This is a genomic window from Hyphomonas sediminis, assembly GCF_019679475.1.
GTDB lineage: Bacteria > Pseudomonadota > Alphaproteobacteria > Caulobacterales > Hyphomonadaceae > Hyphomonas > Hyphomonas sediminis.
Window position 1 is genome coordinate 3439538 of sequence record NZ_JAIEZP010000001.1, and the last position, 17504, is coordinate 3457041.

The following is a 17504-nucleotide window of genomic DNA, read 5'->3' on the forward strand; positions in this document are numbered from 1 at the left end:
GCCAAAAAAACCTTTGAAAGCTGGGAACCGCAGCAGGTTCCGAACGTTAATTCTCCGCAGCCCGGATAGCTTCAGGCCTGCTCATCCGTTCAGGCGCCTCCAATTCGGGGCCGCGCCGGGCGGATGATCTGTCAACAACGAACGAAGAGGACTGCCATGAAATTCCGCGTTCCGACCGCCATCGTCGCCAGCCTGGCGCTGACCCAACTTGCCGTCCCGATGGGCGCATTTGCTGACGAAGCCCCGTCGACTTTCCGCAGCGTTGAAGCCCAGACCTTCAGCTCCTCCGACCTGCAGCGTTACGGTCTCTCCGACGAGCAGATCGCCACCGTCCAGTCCTATCAGGACCAGGGCTATCAGGTTCAGGTGATGACCCCGGAAGAGGCTGAAGAATACACCGCCGGTATGTCGACCAACAACTTCCTCGCCATTGTCGGCCTTGTCGCCATCGTGGTGGTTGTGGCTTCGGTCATCTGAATGAAAGCGCAGGCGTTGATCGCGGCAGCGGCGCTGACCCTCGGCGCCTGCGCCACCCATCCCAGTACCGATCCGGCCAGCTTTGCCAGCCGGACCTCCAAGAACAGTTTCGAGATGTTCGGTCGCCAGGTCGATCCGCCCGAAACGCTGCTCCTGCCCGTCACCCATGATCGCCAGATCAATGGCGCGGCGTGCGGCGCCCATGCGCTCGCCAGCCTCGTGAATTACTGGGAGGGCGCAGGCACCGTCGCCGGAACCAGCATCTTTGCGGCCCATCCACCCGCCGATCCGAAGGCTGGATATTCGATGGCGGAAATCCAGAAACTCTCTGCCGAATACGGCTTGATGAGCAGCGCCGTGCGCCTGCCAGCGGAAGCCATTCGCGCCGAGCTGGAAGCAGGCCGCCCCGTGCTCGTCCCGGTCAAGGTGCCCTCGATCTTCGTGCAGACCTGGCAGTTGCCCGGCGCCAATGTGCCCATCCTTGGCCTGCCCGCCAGCTTCATCACCTCCCGCGCCGCCTGGCTCTCCGAGGAGACCGGCAGCAACCTGCTCAACCATTATGTCCTTGTCGCCGGCTATGAGGGCGACAAGTTCGTGGTGATGGAACCGGTCATGGGCCTGCGCACGATCAGCGCCGACCGTCTGGCGCGCTACCGCGAAGCCTTCGGCAACGCGGCGCTCGTTTTCAGCGCGCCGACGACCTAACCGCCAAACGCATAGACAATCGACATTCGCGTCGCGGTGTCCGTTTCCTCAAACCCGGTCTTCGGATCGCTGTCGTGGCGCACTTCAAAAGACACCCGGGCTGACAGACTTTTCGTCAGCAGCGCCGTCAGGGTGGATTTATTGCCAACCTGGGTCGAGGTGTCGGCGTAGATCATGTTGGTGTCATTGCCGAACTTCACCGCATCATTGAAAGTGTAGCCGAATTTCGACGCCGCGATGAGCGACACGGTTTCCTGCGTTTGCGCCGGGACGATCTCCAGCGGTGTTTCGCTCAGCGTCTCGCGCAGGCGATCCACCCGGATGCCGGGGCCGCCCTCAATCGACCAGTTCGCAGGCGACTCTTCATCGAACACCAGCCAGCCAATACCGCTGCCGGCAAAGGTCCGGCTCTCGAATGCAGAGAACTCGTTGATCTCGTGGCTCAGACGCCCGAATGCAAACAGGTCATCATTCAGTATACGGTCTGCTCCGGCATCAAAGTAGAGGCGGTTCTTGGTTTCCGCGCCTTCGGTGGTCCCGTAGTCGGCAGTCAGTTCGAAACGGTTGCGCCAGATCTGGCTCTCGCGCTCCATCTGGACGCTGATGCCCAGATCGCTCGTCTGGGTGTTTCCGGTATTGAGTCCGGCGCTGAACGCCCCTTCCCCAGACCATCGCCCCATCTCGCCTGATGCCGGCAAAGCAATCGCGCTCGCGGCAGCCATGACAGCAAGAATGATCCTCATTCATGCCTCTCCTGTTCTGCTTCAAGAAGTGTAGCGGCGCAAAACGCGCCAGCTCTCTCAAAACTGGAATGGAGGCAGTGAGTCGAATGCTTTTTTCAGCGCATCGCCCCATCCGCTGGAAATCTGAGCGAAATAGGGGTCATCGGCCTCGATCCGCTTGGACGCGCCCAAGCGCAGGGCATCCTTCTCCATCACCTGCAGGTCCAGCGGCAGCCCCACCGAGAGGTTCGCCTTGATGGTTGAGTCGAACGACACCATCAGCAGCTTCACCGCCTCTTCGATGGTCATCGAGGGCTCATAGGCGCGCACGAGGATCGGGCGGCCATACTTGGTCTCGCCGATCTGGAAGAAGGGCGTGTCGTCGCTCGCCTCGATGAAATTGCCTTCCGGATAGATCAGGAAAAGGCGCGGCTCGATGCCCTTGATCTGGCCGCCGAGGATCATGGTGGAGTTGAACGCGCTGTCCGCCTTCTGGCCGGTTGCGGCGTTGGACTGGATCACCTCGCGCAGCGTCTCGCCCACAAGCCGGGCGATCTGGAACATTGTCGGCAATTCGAGGATCGACGGGCGGCGCTCGGAGGGCGCCTTGGTGCGCTCCTCAAGGATGCTCACCACGGCCTGCGTCGTGGCAAGATTGCCCGCTGTCATCAGCATCAGCGACCGCTCACCCGGCTTCGACCAGGTAAACAGCTTGCGGAACTTGGACACATTGTCGACGCCCGCATTGGTGCGGGTGTCCGACATGAAGACGAGCCCCTGATTGAGCTTCAGTCCGACACAATACGTCATGGGGGGAGCCCCTCAGCGCCTTCTTATTGTTGTTGCACCTGGATCGACACATCGAGCGATTCGGCAGCTTCACCGAAGCGCATACCTGAAACAGGCGCCGCCTCGGAGTAGTCAAGCCCAGTCGCTACGCGAACATAGCGCTCATCGGGCGAAATCGCATTGGAAATATCAAAGCCCACCCAGCCAAGCCCTGCGACATGAACTTCCGCCCAGGCATGGCCCGCTTCCTGGTCCACCCGGTCGTTCATCATCAGGTAGCCGCCCGCATAACGGGCCGGATACCCCATCAGGCGCGCAGCGGAAATGAACACATGCGCATGGTCCTGGCAGACGCCGTGCCCAGCCTCCACCGCCTCTTCGGCCCTGGTGCCCACATCCGTTCGCCCGGTCTTGTAGACCACCGCTTCGCGCACCAGCGCGGCCAGCTCATGCAGGCGCGGAATGTCGCCCTCCACCGTGTCGGGCACAGCCTTGGCGATGCGCCGGATATGCGGCCCCGGCCGCGTCAGCGGCGTTGCCCGGCGGAACAGCCAGAGCGGCGCATAGCCTGAATGCGGGCCGACCACGCCGGCGGTATCGCGCACATCCACCTCGCCTTCGCAGGTGATGGTCAGCTCCGCGCCGCCTGCCTCAAGGCTCACAAGGTGCACCCGGTTGGCATGCTGGTCGTCAAACTCCGCCTCAACGCGACCGCCTTCGATCACCGTGCTCCAGCTCAGCACCTGCTGGCTGGCGCGCGGCTTCGGCGTCTTGCGCAGTTGCAAAAGCCCATAGCCGACCGGGCTGTCGTACCGGTAGCGTGTCGTATGCAGGATCTTCAATCGCATCTCCCGCTCCTCAGCTGTAAAACCTGAAATCCTGCTCAACCTGGTAGGCCAGCGCATTGTTGGCCTGGATATAGCCGGTCAGGAATTCATGCAGGCCGCTGTCGATAATCCGCTCGATGCTGCCATCCTCAAGGTCGTCGCGCATGGACAGGGCAATGTCGAGGCTCGGCGCACGCACATTATAATCCGCACACAGATGCCCAAGGTTTCCGGAAATCTTGCGCAGGCAATAGAGCAGCGAACGCGGCATCCGCCGGTCGAGGATCAGGAAGTCGGCGATCGTGCTTGCCCGCGCCTCCCCGCCATACAGCCAGCGGAATGCCCGCTCAGCAGAGGCCGAGCGCAGGATCGTCTCCCATTGCACATTGTCCAGCGCCGATCCCACAAGCGTCACCGAGGGCAGCAGCACGTAATATTTCACGTCGAGGATGCGGGCGATATTATCCGCCCGCTCAACGAAAGTGCCCACGCGGGCGAAGTTGTAGATGTCGTTGCGCAGCATGGTGCCGACGGTCGCGCCGCGCACGAGCGAGCTCTGCTTACGGATAATGCCGAGCACTTCGGGCAGTTCCGTCTCGCGGATCGGCCGGGCCAGCACGTCCTTCAGCACGATCCAGGTTTCGTTTACCGCTTCCCACACTTCCCGCGTCAGCGCGGTGCGCACGAGGCGCGCATTGTTGCGGGCCGCCTCCGTACTCGAGATCACGCTGGAAGGATTGCTCTTGTCTCGCAGCAGGAAGTTGATGACGCTCGGCCCGTCAAACTTGCCGCCTGCGTCCAGGAATGCCTGCCGCGCCGAAGCGGTGTCGATGATCGAGGCCCATTCGTCTTCAGCGTGGTCAGAGCGGGTCAACGCCATGCGGAACCCCGCATCGACGAGGCGCGCCGTGTTTTCGCTGCGTTCAAGATAGCGGAACATCCAGAAGAGACCGCCAGCGGTTTTGCCCAGCATGTCAGTCCTCCAGAACCCAGGTGTCTTTCGTGCCCCCGCCCTGGCTCGAATTGACCACCAGCGACCCTTTCTTCAGCGCCACGCGCGTCAGGCCGCCAGGGGTAATCTCGATGCCGTCGGGCGAGACCAGCACGAAAGGCCGAAGGTCCACATGGCGCGGAGCCAGGCCCGCGCGCGTCAGGATGGGCACCGTGGAAAGCGCCAGCGTCGGCTGGGCGATGTAGGCGGCGGGCCGGGCCTGCAGCTTGGCGCGGAACGCTTCGATTTCCTTCTTGGAAGCCGCCGGCCCCACCAGCATGCCATAGCCGCCGGAGCCATGAACTTCCTTCACCACCAGCTCTTCCAGATGCTCCAGCACATAGGCGAGCGAAGAGGGCTCCGAGCAACGCCAGGTCGGCACATTCTTCAGGATCGGCTTCTCGCCGGTATAGAACTGCACAATGTCGGGCATGTAGGAATAGATGGCCTTGTCATCGGCAATGCCCGTACCCGGAGCATTCGCGATGGTGATGCCCCCTGCCCGGTAAACGTCCAGAATACCGGGCACGCCCAGCATCGATTCCGGCTTGAAGTTCAGCGGGTCGAGATAATCATCGTCCACCCGGCGATAGAGCACATCGATCGGCTGGTAGCCCATGGTCGTGCGCATCGCGATCCGCCCGTCCACCACCCGCAGGTCGTGCCCCTCGACCAGTTCGGCGCCCATCTGGTCGGCCAGAAAGGCGTGCTCGTAATAGGCGGAGTTGTGGATGCCCGGCGTCAGCACGGCAATCACCGGGCGCCCCGAACACGCCGCCGGCGCGCTCGCCGCCAGCGACCGGCGCAGCATCTTGGGATAATCGCTCACCGGGCGCACGCGCACCTTGGTGAAGAGTTCCGGGAACATGTGCAGCATCGTTTCCCGGTTCTCCAGCATGTAGGAGACGCCCGACGGCGTGCGCGCATTGTCCTCCAGCACGAAGAACTCGTTCTCCGCCGTGCGCACCAGGTCGACGCCCACAATATGGGTGTAGACCTTTGCGGGCGGCGAAACGCCGATCATCTTCGGCAGGAACGCGTCATTGTTCTGGATCAGCTCGACCGGGATACGTCCCGCTCTGAGGATTTCCTGCCGGTGATAGATGTCGTGCAGGAAGGCGTTGATCGCGCGCACCCGCTGCTCGATGCCCTTGGTCAGGCGCGCCCATTCCTTCGCCGCGATAATGCGCGGCACGATGTCGAACGGGATCAGCCGCTCATCGGCATCGGCAGAGCCATAGACGTTGAAGGTAATCCCCGTACGCCGGAAGAAGGTCTCCGCTTCGCGTGCCTTTCGGCGCAGCCTCTCGGGCGGTTCTTCGGCAAACCAGTCAGCATAACGCGCATAGGGCGCGCGGGGTGTTTCACCGCCGCCGTCCATCTCATTGAAAAACCGTGGAGTTTCAGCCATCGGCGTATCCTTACGCCGGAATTGGCATCACTCAACGCCCTTCTCTTGGGCGTTCCAAAGCGGGCACAGCCGCTCAAAAAGCATGCAAACTGGCCGTTTTGCTGCACAAAGCAACGTCACCCGGCCTCAGGGCGTCACCGGCACCAACGGCCAGAAAATTGGAATCACAATCGCCGCCACCCCCAGGAAGATCACGTTCAGCGGCAGGCCGAACTTCACGAAGTCCAGGAAGTGATAGCCGCCCGCCCGGTAAACCAGCGTGTTCGTCTGGTATCCGATCGGCGTGGCAAAGCTCGCGCTGGCGGCAAACATCACCGCCACAACGAACGGGCGCGGATCAATCCCCATCCCGTTGGCAAGCCCGATGGCCAGCGGCGTGATCAGGATCGCCGCCGCGTTGTTGCTCATGATCTCGGTCACCAGCGAAGTGAAGGCATACACGATAATCAGCAGTACCAGCGGCCCTGCCCCACCCGAAACATTGTTCAGCAGTCCGACGACGGCCGCCGCCGCCCCGGTCTTGTCCATCGCCGTGCCCAGCGCCAGCATCCCGAAGATCAGCATCAGGATGTCCCACTGGATCGAGCGGTAAGCCTCCTGATGGTCGAGACAGCCGAACGCCACCACCGCCGTCGCCGCAATCAGCGCAAGGCCGGCAATCGGCATCAGCTCGATCGCCGCCAGCCCCATCACCATCAGCACGGCGGCAATCGCCACCGGGGCCTTGTCGCGCCGGATCGCCCGCTCGGAGCTTTCGGTCAGGTTGTTCAGCAGGCCCTCGTCGAACATCTCGCGCAGGCCGCGCGGCGGGCCTTCCAGCAGCACGGTGTCGCCCACATCGAAGCGCAGCTCGTTCATCTGCTGGGCCATGTTCTCACCCCGGCGATGGATCGCCAGAACGTACACGCCATAAAGCCGGGCAAGACCGAGCCCGGCCAGCCGCCGGCCCACCAGGCGCGAGTTCGGCCCGATCACGCCTTCCATGATGACGGTCTCGGTCGTCTGCACCGGCTCGAACGAAGCCTGGTCGCCGCCCCGTGCGCCGATGGCGACATTGCCCGCTTCTTTAAGCGTCAGCATTTCCGAAACCGGCGAGCGCAGCACCATCCGGTCACCTGCCTGCAGCACGATTTCCTTGAGGTTCGCGCGCAGCGACAGCCCCTCCCGGAACACGTCGATCACGGTAAACCCCTTCTCGGCGGTGAAGCCGGTTTCTCCGATCGTCTTGCCGATCAGGTTGGAGTTCAGCGGAATGAGAATCTGCGCGATGAAGCGGCGCTCTTTCTGATCGGGCAGCATCGCGGCCAGCGTCTCCCGCTTGGGCAGCAGGAAAGGCCCCAGCACCGAGGTATAGAGCACGCCCACCCCGGCAAAGATCAGGCCCGCCATCGTGATTTCGAACATGCCGAATGCCGGCATCCCCTGCTTCTGCGCAACGCCGTCCACAAGGATGTTGGTCGAAGTGCCGATCAGCGTCGTCGTGCCGCCGAAGATCGCCGCGAAGGAGAGCGGGATCAGCAGCTTGGACGGCGCGATATTGATCGCCTTGGCCAGCCGGATCGCAACGGGAATCAGGATGATCACAACCGGCGTGTTGTTGATGAAGGCGGAGAGAAAAATCACCGCCGCCATCATCATGATCACCGCCAGCGCGGGCGATCCGCCATTCGCCAGTCCCACCACCTGCCGGCCGACATAATCGATCACCCCCGTTCGCTCGAGCGCGGCCGAGAGGATGAACATAGCCGCAACCGTGATCGGCGCGGAGTTGGAAAAGACTTCCAGCGTCTCCCCGACCGACAGGATGCCCGTCAGCATCAGGGCGCCCATCGCCAGCAGCGCAACGACATCCGCCGGGATCTTCTCCCGGATAAAACCGAAGAAAACGAAGGCTGTAAGCACCAGCACAAAGCCGATCTGGAAAACCGAACTCTCGAGGATCGGAGCGAGCATGCCTGGTTCCGTGACTGTTGCGTGTCAGCCTGCAGACAAGCCGGAACTCGGCCCGAGTGCAACTGTCTTACGGCGTTGGTATTTTGACTTGTCAGTTGAGCCAAGCAGAGGGCAATCGGCGCCAGCCCTGTTGAGGGCGCGCCAGATTCCCCTGCCGGGAGAGCGCGTTCGCCGACCGCTCATACATCCGCCGGAGCCGCGATGACGGCGCGGCGCTTGTCGGTCAGGGATTTGAGACGCAGCGCCGGACGCTCCAAGAACCGCCAGGACAGCTCAGCGACAACCAGCGTGACGACAGCCCACACGGCTGTGCGCACCAGCTTCGTCCAGACAGAAGAATCGAGCCAGAGCGCCAGATCGTTGAAGTGCGTGAAAATCACCTGCGGCACGAAATAGTGATACACATAGATCCCGTACGAGATCATTCCGATATGTACGAGCAACGGATGGCTGAGCCAGGCAAATACCCGGTCCGTTCCGTTTATGCAGCTGACCACCATGCAGGTGGCGGCCAGGCTGACGGCCGCCGGTGTCAACGGCCAGGATGCCATGCCTGTATCCAGGAACGGATTGATCATCAGCAATGCGCCGGCGATGCTGGCCCACAGGACTCGCCGGTCACCCAGCAACGTGAAGATCCATCCCATCCCCTGACGCACGCGCGCCACGGCAATCAGCGCGCCCCAGGCGAGGCTATCGACCTGCCCCGGCAGCAGCACATTGTAAAATTCGCTCATGCCAAATGGAATCATGAGGCGGAACAGCGGGGCGCCCACAATGAACAGGACGATTGCCGGCACCAGCCAGCGCTTCGGTGCCAGGATCGCCAGCGGGAACCACAACAGGTAAAATTGTTCCTCCACGGACAGGCTCCAGAAATGGCCTGCCGGAATCCAGTATTTGACCTCGGCGATCTGGAAGTTTGTGAGGTAAAGCAGGTGCACCCACCAGCTCTCGCGCATCTGGGCCACATCGAGCACGAAGAGCACACCGACCGCCGCCAGCATGGCCGGGCTCAGGCGCACGAACCGGCGCCAGTAAAACCGGGCCGCCAATGCGCCCCGCGGCAGGGAAAGCTCCCGCTCGCCGAGCAGAATAGAGGTGATCAGAAAGCCGGAAAGCACGAAGAAAGTGCGTACTCCGACCATGCCTGGGTCCCACCCGCGCACCGCTTCAAGATAGGTGAAATGCTCAAACAGAACGGCAATAACGGCCAGCCCCCTCAGGCCGTCCAGCCGGGGAAAGTATTGCCGGGACGGTGGGGGCGTTGTTTCCGTTTCACTGGTGGCGCCTGAATTTTGCGAGCTTTGCACGGGTTCCCACCGGTGAGTTGACTGAATTTATGCCCTTCCCTGCCAACGTCGAAACGCTGGCAAGGCGCCAGTAATATGCGCACAGTATACTACTGCCGATTAAGGCCTGGAAAATGCAAGCACCGGGCCAGTTATGCGCGAAAAGGCACACCCTGGATGACACGACTGGCGTTTCGAGGCTTCCCCCATCTGGCGGCGCTCATTGCGCCGCAACTGCGGGCCCTGCCCCTCATCGTGATGCTGGGGCTGGCGGCAGCCGCCCTTGAAGGGTTCGGCATCGGCCTGATCATCCCGCTGCTCGGTATCATTTTGGGAAATGGCGGAGGCGACCTCGGCGGCTTCACTGCGCGGCTGGCAAGCTTTGGCGCCGGCATGAGCGACAGCACGCGCCTGGTGTTCACCGGTGGCGCGATATTCCTGCTGATCCTGCTCAAGAATGTGTTCGCATTCGCCAACAGCCTGCTCAACGGCCTGATTTATGGAAAGTCCGGCCACGCCATCCGCTGCGCGCTGTCAGACCGGCTCCTGAAGGTCGGTTATCCTTTCTTCCAGACAGAAGATCCCGGCCGGCTGCTCAATATCATTTCGAATGAATCCTGGCGCACCTCGGATGCGGTCGATGCGGTCCTCTCCATCATCATCAATGCCTGCGCCGTCATCACGCTGTTCATCTTCCTGCTGCTGATCTCCTGGCAGCTGACCCTCCTCGTCACCCTCGCGCTGATCGTCATCCAGGCCCTGCACGCCTGGCTGTCGATGGCGCTGAAGAGCGCCAGCCGCGAGGTCACCACGAAGAACAGCCGGCTCGCCAGCCAGATGCTGCACCTCATCAATGCCAGCCAGCTTGTGCGGATGTTCAATCAGGAAGGCTTCGAACAGGGCCGCTTTGCCGGGGCCTCCGAAGCCGTCCGCCGCGCCGCCTTCTCGCTTCATCGCCGCCTCAGCGGGCTGCCGTCTTTCACCGAAGTCCTCTATGCCGGCGTCTTCCTGATCATCATCGGCGGCTCCTGGTATTTCCAGATGAGCTTCCCGCTCATCACCGCCTTCCTTGTGCTGCTTTACAGGCTCCAGCCCTATGTCCGGAACCTTCAGGGCGCCTACAGCCGCCTGCAAAGCTTTCAGGGATCGCTCGAAGCGGTCGAGTGGCTGCTCGATCCGGCAGGCAAGCCGGCGCCCCCTGCCGGGCGCGTTTCCCCTGGCGATGGCAAGGCCCCGATCCACTTCAATTCTGTTTCCTTCAGCTATTCCGGCGAAGGCGAACAGACCGCCGTGCTCAATGACCTGACCTTCACCCTGAAGCCCGGCGTTGCGACCGCGCTCGTGGGGCGTTCGGGTTCAGGCAAGACGACCATCGTCAAACTGCTTACCCGCCTGATCGAGCCGGGCGCGGGCGCCATCCTGCTCGGCGACACCCCGCTCAGCACCGTGAACCCGGCCGACTGGCGCCAGATGATCGCCATGGCGAGCCAGGACCTTGAGCTGGTCGATGGCTCGGTTCTGGAAAACATCGCCTATGGCCAGCCCGGCGCATCCCGCGAGACTATCGAAGACGCCGCCCGCAAGGCCGAGGCACACGAGTTCATCACCGCTCTGGCCGAGGGCTATGAAACCCAGGTCGGCTATCGCGGGATCAACCTGTCTGCCGGACAGCGCCAGCGGATAGCCCTGGCCCGCGCGCTGGTGCGTGATCCACAGATCCTGATCCTCGACGAGGCCACAAACGCCGTCGACGGCCTCTCGGAAGCGGCCATCCTGGCAACGCTGAAGCAACGCGCAGGACGCCAGACCACCATCGTCATCAGCCATCACCGTCCGACGATTGAATTCTGCGACGAGGTCGTGGTGCTGCGCGATGGACGCCTTGCGGGCCAGGCACGGCTGGAGAACATCCCGAGCCGGACGATGGACGGGCTTTACGACTATTCGGCAGGCTGAGCGCCAGCGTATACGGACATTAATGCCAAACCGGCCGCGTCAGATGCCGCGACTGGAGAGCACCCTGTCGAAATCGCTCAGGGGAATGGAGCCGAACTGGGACACAAAGGCCTGCAGGGCATAACTCGCCTTCAGGCCGCCAATTGCCAGGCCGGAATTGGCGTGCGTCAGCTTCAGGAACATCTGCTCGCGCCGCCGGAGCTGGCCCCAGCCATCGGTCATGTTGAGGAAGTCGCGCAGCAGGCTGGTTTCGCTCGCATCGATGAACATCGCATGCATAAGGAAGAACAGCCCGGTCCAGCCGAGCTCATAGCTTGCGACCTGCGCCGGGTCTCGTTGCCGGAACTGGGCGCGCACATCGGCCATCACCGCGCCGGCACGACGGACTGTCTCGGGCGTGATTTCGTCAGCAAACGCGCTCAGCGCCTCAAGGTCGCCGGTAAATCCGTAGGCGGTGAGGTTCTCTCTCACGATCCGCATATGCGTCTGGCGCATCACCCGGCGATGCACCACCGTCACGCTGCCCTCATGCTGGCGATAAGCCAGCAGCGGCTCCGGCAGGTAGGCGATCTGAAAACGTTCGGCCAGCCTGCGGATCAGGTCGAAATCCTCGGCATGCGGATAGGACGGATCATACATCAGCTGGTCGCCCGCCACCCGGCGGTCGATCATCAGCGTAGGGTGAAAGAACATCGTATAGAAAATGGACAGGATGCCCGGCGACCCTTCGGTCAGAAGGCGAACGGGTTTGCCCCGGAAGATCCGGTCCTTGAACAGCGTATCGACCGCCGTACCGCACAGGCCAAGCCCCGGCGTCTCGCGGAAGGTTTTTACCTGACGCTCCAGGCGCTCGGGATAGGCAATGTCATCGGCGTCCATGCGCGCGATCAGGTCGGCCCGCGCCAGGGCAATGCCCTCGTTCAGGGTCGCGATCAGGCCCCTGTTCTCGCGGGTCACCACGCGCACACGGCTATCCCGGCCGGCATGGGCCTGTATCCGCGCCAGCGTATCGTCGCGCGACCCGTCATCGATGACGATCAGCTCCAGGTCCCGGAAGGTCTGATTCAGAATGCTCTCAATCGCCTGATCGATGTACCGACCGGCATTGTAGGCTGGCAGGAGCACGGAAACGGTCGGAGTCTGCAAGGTCGGGCCACGAGATAGTCCGGTCTTCGGCTGGCCGGAGGGTGAATACAGCTGTTAACTAACACAGCATCGTTAGCAAATTCCGTACCACTTCCTGTCGAATTCGATCCTTCGGGAGGAGCCCCTGGCGCGGGCTGGAGCGGGTAGACGGAATCGAACCGACATACTCAGCTTGGAAGGCTGCTGCACTACCATTGTGCTATACCCGCCCGTTGCCGGGCATTGACGGCTGGCGGCGTGCTGCGGGGTGGTGGAGGGAGCTGGATTCGAACCAGCGTACGCTAGGCGGTCAGATTTACAGTCTGATGGATTTAACCACTCTCCCATCCCTCCACGGGACCCCGCGACACACGCCGTTTGACGCCATCGCCAGAGCGCTTCACAAGGGCGGTTTCCCGGCCCCAGCTTCACGCTGGAAGCGGCCTTATAAGGACGAACATCATGGCGCGCAACCATCCAAAGCGGCGAAGCCCCCCAGATATGCAAACTAGGCCCCAGCGCCCTGAAAAGCCGCGCTTTTCTCCCCGCGAAACCGAAGGCGGACCCGTCTGGCTGTGGGGAACGCACGCCGTTATGGCCGCCCTGGCCAATCCCGCCCGCCGCTTCCACACGCTTCTGGCCACCGAAAACGCCGCCCAGAAGCTTTCCGGCGGGCCGGTCACCCCGCAGATCGTCACGGCGAAGGAAATCGACCAGCGCCTGCCCCCCGGCGCGGTCCATCAGGGCGTCGCCGTGAAGGCCGATCCGCTGGAAGAGGCAAACCTTGAAGACGTGATCGAAGCGGGCGCCACGCGCATCGCCGTGCTCGACCAGGTGTCCGACCCGCACAATATGGGCGCCATCTTCCGCTCGGCCGCCGCCTTCGGCTTCACCGGCCTTGTCCTGCAGACGCGCAACGCCCCGCCCGTCACGGGTGTCGTCGCCAAGAGTGCGGCGGGCGCCATCGAAACCGTTGCCGAGATCCGCGCCGTCAACATCGCCCGCGCGCTCGAAGTGCTGGGCGAAGCCGGCTTCCACACGGTCGGGCTGGCCGGTGAGAGCACCCGCCCGCTGGATCTTGCGCTGAAGGGCGCGGCGAAAGTTGCCATCGTTCTGGGCGCTGAAGGCCCCGGCCTGCGCCCTGCCGTCGCCAAGGCCTGCGCCGAGCTGGCCCGCATCCCCATCTCCGCGCAGATGGAAAGCCTCAACGTGTCCAATGCTGCCGCAATTGCCTTCTATGAGGCCAACAGGAGCGGTTTTCCCGCCGCCTGACTCTGTTAGACTGACTCTGCTAGACTGACCTGCGTAGCGATCCGGGGAGACGCCAAGCCATGATGCGCATCATTTCCATTCTTCTGGTCCTGGCCGGGCTGTTGGCCGCTGGCATTGGCGGCGCGGCCCTGATGGAAGAACAGTTTCCGAAATCATCTGCGCCGGCTGCTGTGCCCACGTCTGCCGAAAGCGTCACCGAGGAAGACCTCGCCGCGCCCGCCCCCAAGGCCGAGCCTGCTGCCGAACCTGCTGCCGGGCCTGCTGCCGGGCCGGCCTCTGCCGAAGCAGACCCCACCTCGGTCGCTGGCAGCGAAGCGGCGCCTGCACCTGTCGAAGAAATGCCTGCCCCGACGCCCGAGCCCGCCCCGGAACCGGCCCCCGAGGCGACCGCGCAGGCTGAAAGCCTTTCCCGCGCAGCGCCCATGAGCAATGACGAGCTGAGCTTCCAGCCGATGATGGAAGAAGCCCCGACGCCTGCGCCCACAATGCGTTCGGCACCAGCAGCAGACACCGCCGACATGGCTGCCGCCGAAGCACCCGCAGCGGCCACTGCCCCGCCCGAAGCGGTCGACATTGACGATCCGAACGTCACCGCCGCCGTCTCCGAATCCTTCATCGACTCGCTGAAGACCGTTCCGGTCGCCCATGAGACGCCCGCCTCGGCAGAATACAAACGCCCCTTCAACGTCACCTTCGCAATCGACGCGACCGGCGACACAACCGCCGTCGATGCCCTACCGGGCCGCGGCGTGATCGAGGAAGGCACCGCCCGCGTGTCCGACCGCGTGGAAGTGCGCCTCTCCGGCGCCAGCTTCCGCATCGAGCCGACCTCACCGCCCATCCAGTCGCTTTCTCCGCTGACGGAGAATACATGGCGCTGGTCGGTCACCCCGCTCACGGCGGGCGACCAGGATCTCACCTTCGAGATCTTCGCCGTCGATGCCGATGAGGTTGTGCCCCTGCGCACCTATCGCGACACGGTTACCGTCCGCGTGTCGGGCCTAAACCGCGCCATCGCGTTCGCCGATCAGGCCAACCCGCTATTCGTCCTGCTCGGCGGCCTCGGCTCGATCCTCGCCGGTATCCTCGGCGTCGCCCGGTTCGTGTTCAAGAAATAGACCGGCCTATTTCAGCTCGATCCAGAGCTGCTCGGTTTGCGCCAGCAGTTCGCCATCGGCAGTATAAAGCGCGGTGCCTGCGCCGTGCTTGCGGCCTTCGTGGAACAGCGACCATCCGGCCACGATCAGTTCCTCGCCTGCGGGCGGGCGGCGCAGGATGCGTCCCATGATCCGGCCCAGCACCATCGGGTTTTCCTGGAAACCCACGGCAAAGGCGCCGGGACAGTCGAGCGCTGACCAGAGGATCTCATCCTTCACCAGCCCGTCATCGCCCGCGAGATCTGCCGCAGGCGTCCACACGTCCAGCACGCCGTCAAAGCCGTCGATGTGGCCGGTGAACAGGCAAAGGCCGTCGTCCAGCCGGTCGGGTCCACAGACGAAACAGCCCGGAAAGGCATGATCTTCCGCAGGCGGAAAATGCTTGTGTGCCTCGCGCGCGATGGCAATGGGCGGCGCGGCTGGCGCCGGCGCCATCTCGCGCCCCGGCCCCGCCGTCATCACCAGCGCGCCTTCATGGCGGCATTCGCAGCCCGTTCCCGCAGGCACGATCTCAAGCTCGGTCTCCAGCGGCGGCGGCGCGCGCAGGAACACTTCGGCTGTCTCGCCCGATCCCTCTCCCAGCAGCGCCACAGCCATCGCTCCGGCGCAGTATCCGCCATTGCCGCTGCCCGGCGGGCCATTGAAACGCTTGGGAATGTATATCTGCGGCATGGGAGGAAGCCTTCGGTCATTAAACGGTCCAGCCGCATAAGCGGCCATCGCCGCCCTGGTCAATCGCCGGGGCGTTCTCCACGGGGGCCGTTCATGCTAATGTGCCGCAACAAGCGCCATTCAGAGCGCTATGGGGGACAAAATGACACTCTCTGTAATCAGTGCAGGCTTCGGCCGCACGGGCACGCTTTCACTCAAGCTGGCGCTGGAAGAACTCGGCTTCGGCCCCTGCCATCACATGAAGGAAGTGCTCGATAACGGCGCCGCCCAGGTGCCGCTCTGGCAGGCCGCCGCCGATGGCAAGCCGGACTTTGCCGCCGCCTATGCCGGCTACCGGTCTGCAGTGGACTGGCCCACCGCCGCTTTCTGGCGCGAGCTTGCCGTTGCCTATCCGGACGCGAAGTTCATCCTCTCCTCGCGCACGGCGGAGAGCTGGTACAACAGCTTCTCCGAAACCATCCTGGCGAGCCTCCTGGCAAAAGAAAACTGGCCGCCCCCGGCTGTGCCATGGCTCACCATGGTGTCCAAGGTCGTGATCGAGCGAAGCCTGGGCGGCCACACGGATAGGGACGGCGTCATCGCGGCCTTCCATAAGCAGGAAGCTGCCGTGAAGGCCGAAATCCCTGCCAGCCGCCTGCTCGTCCACACGGCAAAGGATGGCTGGGGCCCGCTCTGCGCCTTCCTCGGCGTCCCCGTCCCGGAAACGCCCTATCCCCGCACCAACAGCAAGGAAGAATTCTTCGAGGCGATGAAAGCGGCGGACGACATGTAGTCGGCCGCCGGATCATCGGCGCCTGATCAATAGCTCTTGGGCAGGCCCAGCACGCGCTCGGCGATGAAGTTCAGGATCATCTCGCGGCTCACCGGGGCAATGCGGGCCAGCATCGCTTCGCGCATCATCCGCTCGACATGGTATTCCTTGGCATAGCCCATGCCGCCATGGGTCAGCACGGCAGTCTCGCATGCGCGGAAGCCGGCTTCCGTGCCCAGATATTTCGACGCGTTCGCCTCTGCCCCGCAATCCTGCCCGGCATCGTAAAGCGACGCGGCCTTGTAGGCGAGCATTTCAGCCGCCGAGAGTTCCGCCCACGACTTGGCAAGAGGATGCTGGATACCCTGGTTCTGACCGATGGGCCGGCCAAACACGACCCGCTCATTGGCATACCGCGCCGCCCGCTCCAGCGCCGCAAAGCCGAGGCCAACCGATTCCACCGCAAACAGCACGCGCTCCGGGTTCAGCCCCTGCAGCAGGTATTTGAAGCCGTCGCCTTCCTCGCCGATCAGGTGTTCCTTGGGCACTTCCAGCCCGTCGATGAACAGCGCGTTACACTCCACCGCCTTGCGGCCCATCTTCGGGATCGGGTTGGCGTCGATCTTGCCGCGGTCAAGGTCGGTATAGAACAGGGAGAGGCCCATATAGGGCTTGGCACACTGGTCCTTCGGCGTGGTGCGCGCGATGATCAGGATCTTGTCCGCACGCTGAGCACCTGTCGTCCAGATCTTGCGGCCATTGATGACATAGCCCTTGTTCGTCCGCTCTGCCTTGGTCTCCAGGCTGGAGGTGTCGAGGCCGGAATTGGGCTCGGTCACGGCAAAGCACATCTTTTCTTCACCGGAGATGATCTTCGGCAGGTTCTCGCGCTTGAGTTCCGGATTGCCGAATTTTTCCAGCGGCTTGGGGCCGAAGATGTTGAGGTGGATCGCCGAGGCGCCGGAGAAGCCCGCGCCCGTGCGCGTCACGGTCTGCATCATGATCGCCGCTTCGGTGAGGCCGAGGCCGGCCCCGCCATATTCCTCAGGAAAGGCAATGCCCAGCCAGCCGCCCTTGGCCATCGCGTCACAGAAAGCCTCCGGCCACTCGCCCGTCTCGTCGGTCTTGGCCCAGTAGGCATCGTCGAACGGTTCCAGCGTCTTGGCCACCGCATCGCGGATCGCCTGCTGGTCTTCGGTCATCGGCTGGATCACATGCATGGCGTCTCTGAACTCCCTGAATTTGCGGAAGAGACTTATAGTTCCGCCCCCCGCCTCGTCCAGCCTGACGCCGGGGCGCCGGGGCATCCTTCAACACTCATGCGCAGCCGGCTGCTCTATTGGTGATTGCCAAATCAAGTCAGGATCGTGCACTAAGAGCGCCTGAGCATTGCGCCGGGGGCCA

16 protein-coding genes and 2 tRNA genes are annotated in these 17504 nt (G+C 63.2%); 6 read left to right on the forward strand and 12 right to left on the reverse strand.

Annotated elements, in window-relative coordinates:
• Positions 1 to 156: 156 nt before the first annotated feature.
• Positions 157 to 477, forward strand: a complete 321-nt coding sequence (locus K1X12_RS16575) for a hypothetical protein (RefSeq protein ID WP_220988704.1) — start codon at positions 157 to 159, stop codon at positions 475 to 477.
• On the forward strand, positions 478 to 1182 hold the full coding sequence (locus K1X12_RS16580) for a cysteine peptidase family C39 domain-containing protein (protein ID WP_220988705.1): 705 nt from the start codon (positions 478 to 480) through the stop codon (positions 1180 to 1182). It abuts the gene before it with no gap.
• Here K1X12_RS16580 and K1X12_RS16585 read toward each other — a convergent pair.
• The 7 genes from K1X12_RS16585 to K1X12_RS16615 all read right to left on the reverse strand — a co-directional run bounded on the left by K1X12_RS16585 (position 1179) and on the right by K1X12_RS16615 (position 9188).
• Positions 1179 to 1925 (reverse strand): DUF481 domain-containing protein, encoded by a 747-nt coding sequence (locus K1X12_RS16585; RefSeq protein WP_220988706.1) that lies wholly within the window; start codon positions 1923 to 1925, stop codon positions 1179 to 1181. The two genes, K1X12_RS16580 and K1X12_RS16585, sit on opposite strands and share 4 nt — an antisense overlap.
• 57 nt (positions 1926 to 1982) lie before the next feature.
• The gene (locus K1X12_RS16590; RefSeq protein ID WP_220988707.1) at positions 1983 to 2714 is read right to left on the reverse strand and encodes a proteasome-type protease; all 732 of its coding nucleotides are present in this window, start codon (positions 2712 to 2714) and stop codon (positions 1983 to 1985) included.
• A 23-nt stretch (positions 2715 to 2737) separates the two neighbouring features.
• On the reverse strand, positions 2738 to 3541 hold the full coding sequence (locus tag K1X12_RS16595; protein WP_220988708.1) for a transglutaminase family protein: 804 nt from the start codon (positions 3539 to 3541) through the stop codon (positions 2738 to 2740).
• Between the two features lie 10 nt (positions 3542 to 3551).
• Complete coding sequence (locus K1X12_RS16600) at positions 3552 to 4493, reverse strand: alpha-E domain-containing protein (RefSeq protein WP_220988709.1); 942 nt, start codon at positions 4491 to 4493, stop codon at positions 3552 to 3554.
• 1 nt (position 4494) lies between these two features.
• A complete protein-coding gene (locus tag K1X12_RS16605) occupies positions 4495 to 5922 on the reverse strand; it encodes a circularly permuted type 2 ATP-grasp protein (RefSeq protein ID WP_220988710.1) in 1428 nt (475 codons plus the stop codon).
• A gap of 126 nt (positions 5923 to 6048) precedes the next feature.
• A complete protein-coding gene (locus tag K1X12_RS16610; protein WP_220988711.1) occupies positions 6049 to 7875 on the reverse strand; it encodes an SLC13 family permease in 1827 nt (608 codons plus the stop codon).
• Positions 7876 to 8054: 179 nt separating this feature from the next.
• Entirely contained in the window at positions 8055 to 9188 is a 1134-nt protein-coding gene (locus tag K1X12_RS16615) for an acyltransferase family protein (protein WP_220988712.1), read from the reverse strand.
• 156 nt (positions 9189 to 9344) lie between these two features.
• Here K1X12_RS16615 and K1X12_RS16620 point away from each other — a divergent pair, with 156 nt between their 5' ends.
• Positions 9345 to 11123 (forward strand): ABC transporter ATP-binding protein, encoded by a 1779-nt coding sequence (locus K1X12_RS16620; RefSeq protein WP_220988713.1) that lies wholly within the window; start codon positions 9345 to 9347, stop codon positions 11121 to 11123.
• Between the two features lie 39 nt (positions 11124 to 11162).
• Here the strand turns inward: K1X12_RS16620 and K1X12_RS16625 are convergent, their stop codons facing one another.
• The 3 genes from K1X12_RS16625 to K1X12_RS16635 all read right to left on the reverse strand — a co-directional run bounded on the left by K1X12_RS16625 (position 11163) and on the right by K1X12_RS16635 (position 12602).
• A complete protein-coding gene (locus K1X12_RS16625) occupies positions 11163 to 12269 on the reverse strand; it encodes a glycosyltransferase family 2 protein (RefSeq protein WP_220988714.1) in 1107 nt (368 codons plus the stop codon).
• 135 nt (positions 12270 to 12404) lie between these two features.
• A tRNA-Gly gene (locus K1X12_RS16630) sits at positions 12405 to 12478 on the reverse strand.
• 39 nt (positions 12479 to 12517) lie between these two features.
• Positions 12518 to 12602, reverse strand: a tRNA-Tyr gene (locus K1X12_RS16635).
• Positions 12603 to 12749: 147 nt separating this feature from the next.
• Here K1X12_RS16635 and K1X12_RS16640 point away from each other — a divergent pair.
• Positions 12750 to 13520: a TrmH family RNA methyltransferase gene (locus K1X12_RS16640; RefSeq protein WP_225908015.1), complete on the forward strand. Its 771-nt coding sequence runs from the start codon at positions 12750 to 12752 to the stop codon at positions 13518 to 13520.
• 59 nt (positions 13521 to 13579) lie between these two features.
• Complete coding sequence (locus K1X12_RS16645; RefSeq protein ID WP_220988716.1) at positions 13580 to 14638, forward strand: hypothetical protein; 1059 nt, start codon at positions 13580 to 13582, stop codon at positions 14636 to 14638.
• A gap of 6 nt (positions 14639 to 14644) precedes the next feature.
• On the opposite strand, the gene K1X12_RS16650 is transcribed toward K1X12_RS16645, so the two are convergent.
• Positions 14645 to 15349: a hypothetical protein gene (locus K1X12_RS16650; protein WP_220988717.1), complete on the reverse strand. Its 705-nt coding sequence runs from the start codon at positions 15347 to 15349 to the stop codon at positions 14645 to 14647.
• A 142-nt stretch (positions 15350 to 15491) separates the two neighbouring features.
• Between K1X12_RS16650 and K1X12_RS16655 the strand changes: the two genes are divergently transcribed.
• The gene (locus K1X12_RS16655) at positions 15492 to 16121 is read left to right on the forward strand and encodes a sulfotransferase family protein (protein WP_220988718.1); all 630 of its coding nucleotides are present in this window, start codon (positions 15492 to 15494) and stop codon (positions 16119 to 16121) included.
• Between the two features lie 26 nt (positions 16122 to 16147).
• Here K1X12_RS16655 and K1X12_RS16660 read toward each other — a convergent pair whose 3' ends face one another.
• Complete coding sequence (locus K1X12_RS16660; RefSeq protein WP_439649741.1) at positions 16148 to 17302, reverse strand: acyl-CoA dehydrogenase family protein; 1155 nt, start codon at positions 17300 to 17302, stop codon at positions 16148 to 16150.
• Between the last annotated feature and the right edge of the window lie 202 nt (positions 17303 to 17504).

Bases quoted from the DNA above. Each gene is read 5' to 3' on its own strand.
- K1X12_RS16605 (WP_220988710.1), bottom strand. From the start codon at position 5,922: ATGGCTGAAACTCCACGGTTTTTCAATGAGATGGACGGCGGCGGTGAA.
- K1X12_RS16610 (WP_220988711.1), bottom strand. From the start codon at position 7,875: ATGCTCGCTCCGATCCTCGAGAGTTCGGTTTTCCAGATCGGCTTTGTG.
- K1X12_RS16655 (WP_220988718.1), top strand. From the start codon at position 15,492: ATGACACTCTCTGTAATCAGTGCAGGCTTCGGCCGCACGGGCACGCTT.
- K1X12_RS16595 (WP_220988708.1), bottom strand. From the start codon at position 3,541: ATGCGATTGAAGATCCTGCATACGACACGCTACCGGTACGACAGCCCG.
- K1X12_RS16660 (WP_439649741.1), bottom strand. From the start codon at position 17,302: ATGACCGAAGACCAGCAGGCGATCCGCGATGCGGTGGCCAAGACGCTG.
- K1X12_RS16640 (WP_225908015.1), top strand. From the start codon at position 12,750: ATGCAAACTAGGCCCCAGCGCCCTGAAAAGCCGCGCTTTTCTCCCCGC.
- K1X12_RS16580 (WP_220988705.1), top strand. From the start codon at position 478: ATGAAAGCGCAGGCGTTGATCGCGGCAGCGGCGCTGACCCTCGGCGCC.
- K1X12_RS16645 (WP_220988716.1), top strand. From the start codon at position 13,580: ATGATGCGCATCATTTCCATTCTTCTGGTCCTGGCCGGGCTGTTGGCC.
- K1X12_RS16590 (WP_220988707.1), bottom strand. From the start codon at position 2,714: ATGACGTATTGTGTCGGACTGAAGCTCAATCAGGGGCTCGTCTTCATG.
- K1X12_RS16650 (WP_220988717.1), bottom strand. From the start codon at position 15,349: ATGCCGCAGATATACATTCCCAAGCGTTTCAATGGCCCGCCGGGCAGC.
- K1X12_RS16585 (WP_220988706.1), bottom strand. From the start codon at position 1,925: ATGAGGATCATTCTTGCTGTCATGGCTGCCGCGAGCGCGATTGCTTTG.
- K1X12_RS16620 (WP_220988713.1), top strand. From the start codon at position 9,345: ATGACACGACTGGCGTTTCGAGGCTTCCCCCATCTGGCGGCGCTCATT.
- K1X12_RS16575 (WP_220988704.1), top strand. From the start codon at position 157: ATGAAATTCCGCGTTCCGACCGCCATCGTCGCCAGCCTGGCGCTGACC.
- K1X12_RS16600 (WP_220988709.1), bottom strand. From the start codon at position 4,493: ATGCTGGGCAAAACCGCTGGCGGTCTCTTCTGGATGTTCCGCTATCTT.